An 808-nucleotide genomic window follows, 5' to 3' on the forward strand; every position below is an offset into this window, starting at 1 on the left:
GATCACCGTCTTCGATCATATTAAAGTCGGCAATGGCCTTACCCATGCCACTGCGCAAGCGCTTTTGAAGCTTGTTAAACTCGTATTTCTCTGAACCTGCTAAGCTCTGCATAACCCTACAACCTGACAACGACAACATTAAAGGCGCGCATTATAGCGAATTTACGGCTTTAACCCAAAGCCCGGTCTAACAAACGTTTAGCAGCGGATATTTTTTTAAACTGTTCCCCGCAGCCCCCCTTATCAGGGTGATGAATTTGAGCAAGCTTACGATACTGAAGCTTAACCTGCCTTTGGTCAGCATTAGCAGGCAAATCTAATACACTTAGCGCAGCATGCCGATCATCATTTGCCAGAAACTTACGCCAAAACTTATCGAGCAGGTCGTTTACTTCATCTTCTTCTGTTTCAAAATAGTGGCTAATATCAAGGTAATATGCCTTAACCGAATCATAAGATGATAATTCGGAAACTCCTTCTGCAAAGGGTCTTCTAGATATATTTATCAGATTGATGTCGAGAAAAAAACGCTGCTCATCTAGATAAGTGTTTTGTAGCGTGTAAAGGGCGTGTTTTAACAGAAAGTGGGCACGAAAAAGGTCTTTACTCTGACTTATATTGAACTCGGAAAACGGCTCTTGCTGAATGCATTTTAGATGTTGAATAAGCTCAATTTCTTTAACGCTAGCATGATCATCAAGATAGTTATCTATCCCCTTGATAATATCTAACAAGACATCCAAGCTAGTGAGCCTTCTTGCCTAAACGGCTTCGAGGAGGGGCGATGCCTACACCGTTCTTTTCTTTC

Annotated in this window: 1 protein-coding gene and 1 pseudogene; both read right to left on the minus strand. The window is 41.8% G+C overall.

Going from position 1 to position 808, the window contains the following annotated elements:
- A pseudogene (locus tag A3729_RS31910) lies at nucleotides 1-112 on the minus strand (tRNA 2-thiocytidine(32) synthetase TtcA); the annotation flags it as partial.
- Between the two features lie 58 nt (nucleotides 113-170).
- Complete coding sequence (locus A3729_RS26715; protein WP_068554482.1) at nucleotides 171-743, minus strand: DNA-J related domain-containing protein; 573 nt, start codon at nucleotides 741-743, stop codon at nucleotides 171-173.
- Nucleotides 744-808: the final 65 nt, after the last annotated feature.

The organism is Oleiphilus sp. HI0043 (genome assembly GCF_001634935.1).